Consider the following 6,078-nt stretch of genomic DNA (forward strand, 5'->3'; position numbering starts at 1 on the left):
AGGGTGCGGCTCAGCTCCAACACCCGATCGTCAGCTATCTTGACGGCTTCACCGGTCGCAACCATCTCAATCAGACCTTCGGCAAAGCGGCACTCACTCCCCATGTGGTATTGAGCGCTACCGATACAGACGTGATCAAAACTTATGTGCGGGAAGGCCTGGGTATCGGCATCATTGCCGACCTGGCTTATGAACAGGACAAAGACAATGACCTGGTGATGAAACCCCTGAACCATCTTTTTCTCTGGGAAGTGACCAAGATCGGCTGTCGCCGGGATAACTATCTACGCACATTCCAGCAGAGATTCATCCATATATTTCAGAAATTCGCGTCGCAGATGGAAACCGGATCACCCCGATGACAGTGGCTACCTACCAGCAAGAGTCTGCGATCTACGTCTGGCATAAATCGTTCACTCAATCCAAGCTTATCTTTGGTTACGCTCCTTCAAATAACAGACACACAGAATCCAATTCACTTCATTCATGAACGGAAGGCAACTGCTAGAATCAAGCAGATAGAACCATGGCTCTTTGCTTGGTTTTTAGGCCGCACAACTTTTGCATAACCATTTGAAGAATAGGGCTTTTACCATAAAAAACTCTTATCGGTTAAGACTAAAGAAGTTGTCTAGTTAAGCCGATAAACTGTTTAGCGCTCAGGAGGTTTAGCTGCTCTTTATCATAGGAACAACTGACACTGGCTTGTAACGAGCCATCAGGTTTTAGCCACATTGGATATTGTGGCGGCGCACAGGAGTAACCATCTCTATGCCCCATGATATCTCTCAGCATAGCAATGACATTCGGGTCCTATTGGTGGATGATGACCCGGACAGTGCCGAGGAGATGAAGGACCTGCTTCAACGAATGGACGCCCAACAGAAGATCGAGCACAATATAGTCGAGCTACTCGCTGATGCCCTGCATGAAATCAGTCAGACCCATTACGATCTGATTCTGCTCGACACCGGCCTGGCCGATATGCCCACACCCTCAGCCATACGCTCCCTGCGTGATGCCTTCTCCTACGCACCGATTATTGCCACCATGAAATATGAAGATCCCGAGCTGGCTGCCATGTGGGTTGGCGAGGGTGCTGACGAGTGTCTGTTTGTTGGGGAGATGGATGAAGCTTCGCTAAAGCGGATGGTGGAATATGCGATCAAGCGATACCACACCTACAGCAATCTTCATCAACAGAGCCGCACCCATCATGTACTCAATACCCTGCTGAGTCTTTCACTCAAGAAGATGCCTTTTGACCAGCTGCTGAAGGCGTGCCTTGATGTGATTCTCTCCGCGCCACTCACCGATATGCTGCATCAAGGAGCCATCCTGGTCAGCAACAGCGACAACAAGCAACTCTGGATGATGGCCCACACCAATCTCGACCCGGAACTCGTCGAGCTCTGTCAACGTGTCGAATTTGGTCAATGCCTTTGCGGCCGTGCCGCCGAGACAGGCGAGATTCAGTTCACCGACTGTATCGACGAGCGTCATGAAAACAGGACCGAGGGCATGTCCCCCCATGGTCACTATATTGTGCCTATCCTCTCCCGGGGCGATGTATTGGGTGTACTGACGCTCTATCTGAGAGAGGGACATCTACAGAAAGAGGATGAGATCGTTTTCCTGCAAGGCGTTGCCGATACACTGGCCGGCATCATCGAGCGCGCCCGAACCAATGATCAACTGGCACTGGCTCAGCAGCAAAACAGTCGCTTGCTCTCATCCCTGACCTCCATTCTTATCGGCGTCGACGAGAAGCAGCGCATCAGTCACTGGAATGACAAGGCAGCAGCGATCTTTGAATTGACTGCAGAGCAGGTGCAAGGCAAACCGATCGCTGAGTGTCCGATCGACTGGAACTGGAAACAGATCTCAAACGAGATCGAGACCATCCTGAGCAACTCACAGAAACCGGACCGTTTTGATTCGCGCTTCAAACAACAAAACGGCTCCAACCGACTGCTATCCATCTGTGTTACACCTTACAACGACAGCTCTGGTCACAGCGACGGCTATCTGTTGATTGTTGATGATGTCACCGATCAGAAGCAGTTGGAATCGGAGATACAACAAGCGCAAAAACTGCAATCCATCGGTCAGCTGGCGGCTGGCATCGCACACGAAATCAATACACCCATACAGTATGTCGGTGACAATGTGCGTTTTCTGCGTGATGCGTTTGATGACATCGCCGAGATCATCGACAGTCAACACAATCTGGTCGAACAGGCCCGCACCAACAACATCGCCACTGAGCAGATCGATCAGTTGGACGAGCAGATCGATGAGGTGGATCTGGAGTACCTGCAGGAGGAGATCCCAAAATCGATCCAACAGACTCTCGATGGCGTCGATCGGGTTGCCACCATCGTTCGGGCGATGAAGGAATTTTCCCACCCCGGTTCGGAAGAGAAGACACTCACCGACATCAACAAAGCGATCGAAAGCACGGTTACGGTCGCGCGAAATGCCTGGAAATATCATGCGGAACTATCGCTCGACCTGCAACCGGCACTGCCCCAGGTCCCATGCATTCCCGGACCTGTGAATGAGGTACTGCTGAACATCATTGTCAATGCCGCCCACGCGATTGCAGAGAAGGTTGGGGAGAGCGGTGAACTGGGCAACATCATCATCACCACCGAATCGAAGGATGACTGGTGTGTCATACGCATCAGCGACAGCGGTTCAGGCATCCCCGAAGATGCACGTAATCATGTTTTCGACCCTTTCTTCACCACCAAAGAGGTTGGCAAGGGAACTGGCCAGGGTCTCTCTCTGAGCCATAAGATCATCGTTGATCAACACGATGGAGAATTGAGTTTCGAGACGGAACTCGGCATAGGCACCACCTTCATCATCAAGCTGCCGATCACAGGAGAGATCAATTGAACTATTCAGAGGATAAGAAACGAATTCTGTTCGTAGACGATGAAGGTAACATTCTCTCCGGTCTCAGACGCAGTCTGCGGGCCTATCGAAAACAGTGGGACATGCTGTTTGTCGACAGCGGTCAGGAGGCGTTGAGCAAAGCCGAAGAGACCCATATCGATGCGGTGATCACCGACATGCGGATGCCTGGTATGGATGGAGCACAGTTATTGGATCGTATTGCGCAGAACCATCCCCATGTGGTGCGCATTGTACTCTCCGGTCAATCCGATCAGGAGACAGTGATGAAAACCGTGGGGCCTGCCCATCAGTATTTGAACAAACCCTGCGAAGTGGAAGTACTCAAGGCCACCTTGGTACGAGCCTTTTCTTTACGCGACCTGCTTGGCAAGAGTGAACTGAAGTCACTGATCTCAGGAATGCGGGCACTACCCAGTCTGCCGACCATCTACAATGAGCTGGTCAGTCTGATCCAGGATCCCAACACAGCCGTCGCTGACATCGGCAGACTGATTGCCAAAGACCCGGCAATGACGGTAAAAACCCTGCAACTGGTCAACTCAGCCTTTTTCGGACTTGGCCGGCACATCTCCAATCCTGTCGATGCTGCCTCTCTGCTGGGCATGGAGATATTAAAACCCCTGGTGCTTTCCATCGGTATCTTCCAACAGTTTGATCAGGACAAATTGTCGACCAAAGAGTTCTCCCTCGATTCACTCTGGGCTCACAGTATGAAAGTCGGATCACTCGCCAAACAGATCGCCAATCTGCAGGGGATGGAGAAAACCCTCATCGAGGATTGTCTGCTGGCTGGAATGCTGCACGATATCGGTAAGCTGATCCTGGCGCTTAACCTGCCTGAGGATTACAGCCGAATGGAGGCGCTACTGACAGATCAACAGCAAACCCGCACCAGCGCTGAAGTTGATATCTTCGGCGCAACCCACGGCACGGTTGGCGCCTATCTGCTGGGGCTGTGGGGATTACCCGAATCTGTGGTCGAAGCCGTGGCACTGCACAACCTGCCTTCATTGCAAGCCGAGAAGACATTCAGCCCTCTGACCATCGCACATACTGCCAATGCATTGATTCACCAGCATGGCACAGAGACAGCGGAAACCTCACCGCTGGACAGGGAGTACCTGCAGACGCTCGGCATGCTGGACCAACTGGATCAATGGCAATCACTTACCGATGAGATTGAGTCATAACCTGCCGTTACTCCGATAGAGCAGAGCCTTTAACAGGCCCTAGACAAATTCGTCTCGTTTCACACCCATTCAACCACTCAATTAATTGCAGTTTAATTAATTGATGGCAATTGAAACCTCCAGCAGGCAATCTATGTGCAGGTCTTAAACCCCGCATTCATAGCACTTCAATAAGGAACGATGATGATAGTGACGAATATCGAGATTCTCCCGGACAAGCGGATCGTGCAGCACCTGGGCCTGGTTCAGGGCAGCTCTGTACGCGCCAAACATGTCGGGCGGGATATCATGGCCGGCCTGAAAAACATTTTTGGTGGTGAGCTGAAAGGTTATACGGAACTGCTTCAGGAGTCCCGCGCCGAGGCGATGGAACGGATGATCGAACAGGCGGAAGCCGTGGGCGCCAATGCGGTTCTCAATGTACGTTTTTCCACTTCGAGCGTTGCCGCCGGGGCGGCTGAACTGTTCGCCTATGGAACTGCTGTAGTCCTGGAGTGAAAGCATGATCGATCTGATTATTCTGGTCACCCTGCTGGCATTGGGATATGGCTTCGGCAGCTACGCTGAAAGCAGGCATTACAAATCCATAATCGCCAGGGAGAATACACTGCGTCATATACCGGCAGTCACCTCCCGCTTTCCCCCGATGAATGAAGGCAGTAGAGATGCAGCCTTGGTCAGTGGCAGTGTGGTGGTCTCGGTGGACTATTTCAAACGCTTCATTGCCACACTGAGAAATTTGGTAGGTGGCCGGGTCACCTCCTATGAGAGCCTGGTCGATCGTGCCAGACGGGAAGCCATATTGCGCATGAAGGCGGAGGCTGAAAAACTCCATGCTGACATCGTCTTCAACGTTAAGCTGGAGACTTCCAGCATTCATAAGGGACGAGGCAACAGTATCGGTTCTGTCGAAGTTCTGGCCTACGGTACCGCTTTGAAGACAGATCAATAAAAAGCCTCATGAAATACAGCAACCCACAGATTCCTGAAGGGATCAATACCAGCAAACAACACCCGTTAAAAGAGTTCTTCATGCTCACAGCCGGGGTGCTTGGTCTGATAGTGGCAGCTGTTCTTTTACTGGGTTTTTTCGCCGACAAACTGGCCCATCACATTCCCTTCGAAGTTGAGCAGCGGATTGCCTCGAAGGAACTGCTGGCGGAATCGGACCCTGGCCCCATGCAGGGTTATCTCGAAGCACTGACCGAACAGATAGTCAAAGCTCAGTCATTACCGGAAGAGATGACGATCACTGTTCATTATGTGGATGACGACACTGTCAATGCCTTCGCCACACTCGGTGGTCATGTCTATATGTTTCGCGGTCTACTAGAAAAACTGCCGAACGAAAATGCACTGGTCATGGTGCTCGCCCATGAGATTGCCCATGTCAAACACCGTCACCCGATCCGCAGTCTTGGGCGTGGGGTTGTTATCGGGCTGGCCCTCTCCATGCTCAGCGGCACAATGGGTGACAAGATGGCCGACCAGATCGTCAGCAACACAGGCCTGGTCACCTCACTGACCTTCAGCCGGGATCAGGAGCGCGAGTCGGACAAAACCGCACTCAAGACTCTGATGGCACTTTATGGCAATGTAGTGGGCGCAGACCAGCTGTTCGAGGTCCTGCAGGAGGCCGAAGGCGCAATGAAACTACCGGAGTTTTTCAGCACCCACCCGCTGTCGGAAAAGCGCATTCAACATATCCATGCTTTTGGCAGAGAGCTCGCCCATTCGACAACAGAGGCGCAAGCCACGCCGCTTCCCCTGGACTTTCCTGACTGGCTTAACCTGGCGGCTGACGATCAAGGTCATGAATAAAAACAGACACCAAGCCTGAAAGCCCCTCTCCCTTTACGGGTGTATAGACCGGAGACATAGGTAACACATGTTCGGAGACATGGGTAACACCTGAAATAAACTGTATGACAAATTCTCAATGGGAGATGAGTCATGCCGTGGG

At 51.9% G+C, this 6,078-nt stretch carries 6 protein-coding genes; all 6 read left to right on the top strand.

Going from position 1 to position 6,078, the window contains the following annotated elements; all coding sequences use genetic code 11:
- Positions 1-26: 26 nt before the first annotated feature.
- The 6 genes from AC4IE8_RS14815 (at position 27) to AC4IE8_RS14840 (ending at position 5,936) form a co-directional block, all read left to right on the top strand.
- Positions 27-362, top strand: coding sequence for a LysR substrate-binding domain-containing protein (locus tag AC4IE8_RS14815; RefSeq protein WP_490791351.1), 336 nt, complete (start codon positions 27-29; stop codon positions 360-362).
- 409 nt (positions 363-771) lie between these two features.
- Positions 772-2,904, top strand: coding sequence for an ATP-binding protein (locus AC4IE8_RS14820; protein ID WP_490791347.1), 2,133 nt, complete (start codon positions 772-774; stop codon positions 2,902-2,904).
- Positions 2,901-4,115 (top strand): HDOD domain-containing protein, encoded by a 1,215-nt coding sequence (locus tag AC4IE8_RS14825; RefSeq protein ID WP_490791348.1) that lies wholly within the window; start codon positions 2,901-2,903, stop codon positions 4,113-4,115. Before AC4IE8_RS14820 ends, AC4IE8_RS14825 begins: the two co-directional genes overlap by 4 nt.
- Before the next feature lie 183 nt (positions 4,116-4,298).
- Positions 4,299-4,613, top strand: coding sequence for a YbjQ family protein (locus AC4IE8_RS14830; protein WP_068991527.1), 315 nt, complete (start codon positions 4,299-4,301; stop codon positions 4,611-4,613).
- A gap of 4 nt (positions 4,614-4,617) precedes the next feature.
- On the top strand, positions 4,618-5,067 hold the full coding sequence (locus tag AC4IE8_RS14835) for a YbjQ family protein (protein ID WP_068988902.1): 450 nt from the start codon (positions 4,618-4,620) through the stop codon (positions 5,065-5,067).
- Positions 5,068-5,075: 8 nt separating this feature from the next.
- A complete protein-coding gene (locus AC4IE8_RS14840; protein WP_068988899.1) occupies positions 5,076-5,936 on the top strand; it encodes a M48 family metallopeptidase in 861 nt (286 codons plus the stop codon).
- The last annotated feature ends 142 nt before the right edge of the window (positions 5,937-6,078 follow it).

Source organism: Candidatus Thiodiazotropha sp. AKAK2 (genome assembly GCF_058244685.1).

Coding starts and splice junctions, on each gene's coding strand:
- AC4IE8_RS14840 (WP_068988899.1), top strand. CDS start 5,076: ATGAAATACAGCAACCCACAGATTCCTGAAGGGATCAATACCAGCAAA.
- AC4IE8_RS14835 (WP_068988902.1), top strand. CDS start 4,618: ATGATCGATCTGATTATTCTGGTCACCCTGCTGGCATTGGGATATGGC.
- AC4IE8_RS14820 (WP_490791347.1), top strand. CDS start 772: ATGCCCCATGATATCTCTCAGCATAGCAATGACATTCGGGTCCTATTG.
- AC4IE8_RS14830 (WP_068991527.1), top strand. CDS start 4,299: ATGATAGTGACGAATATCGAGATTCTCCCGGACAAGCGGATCGTGCAG.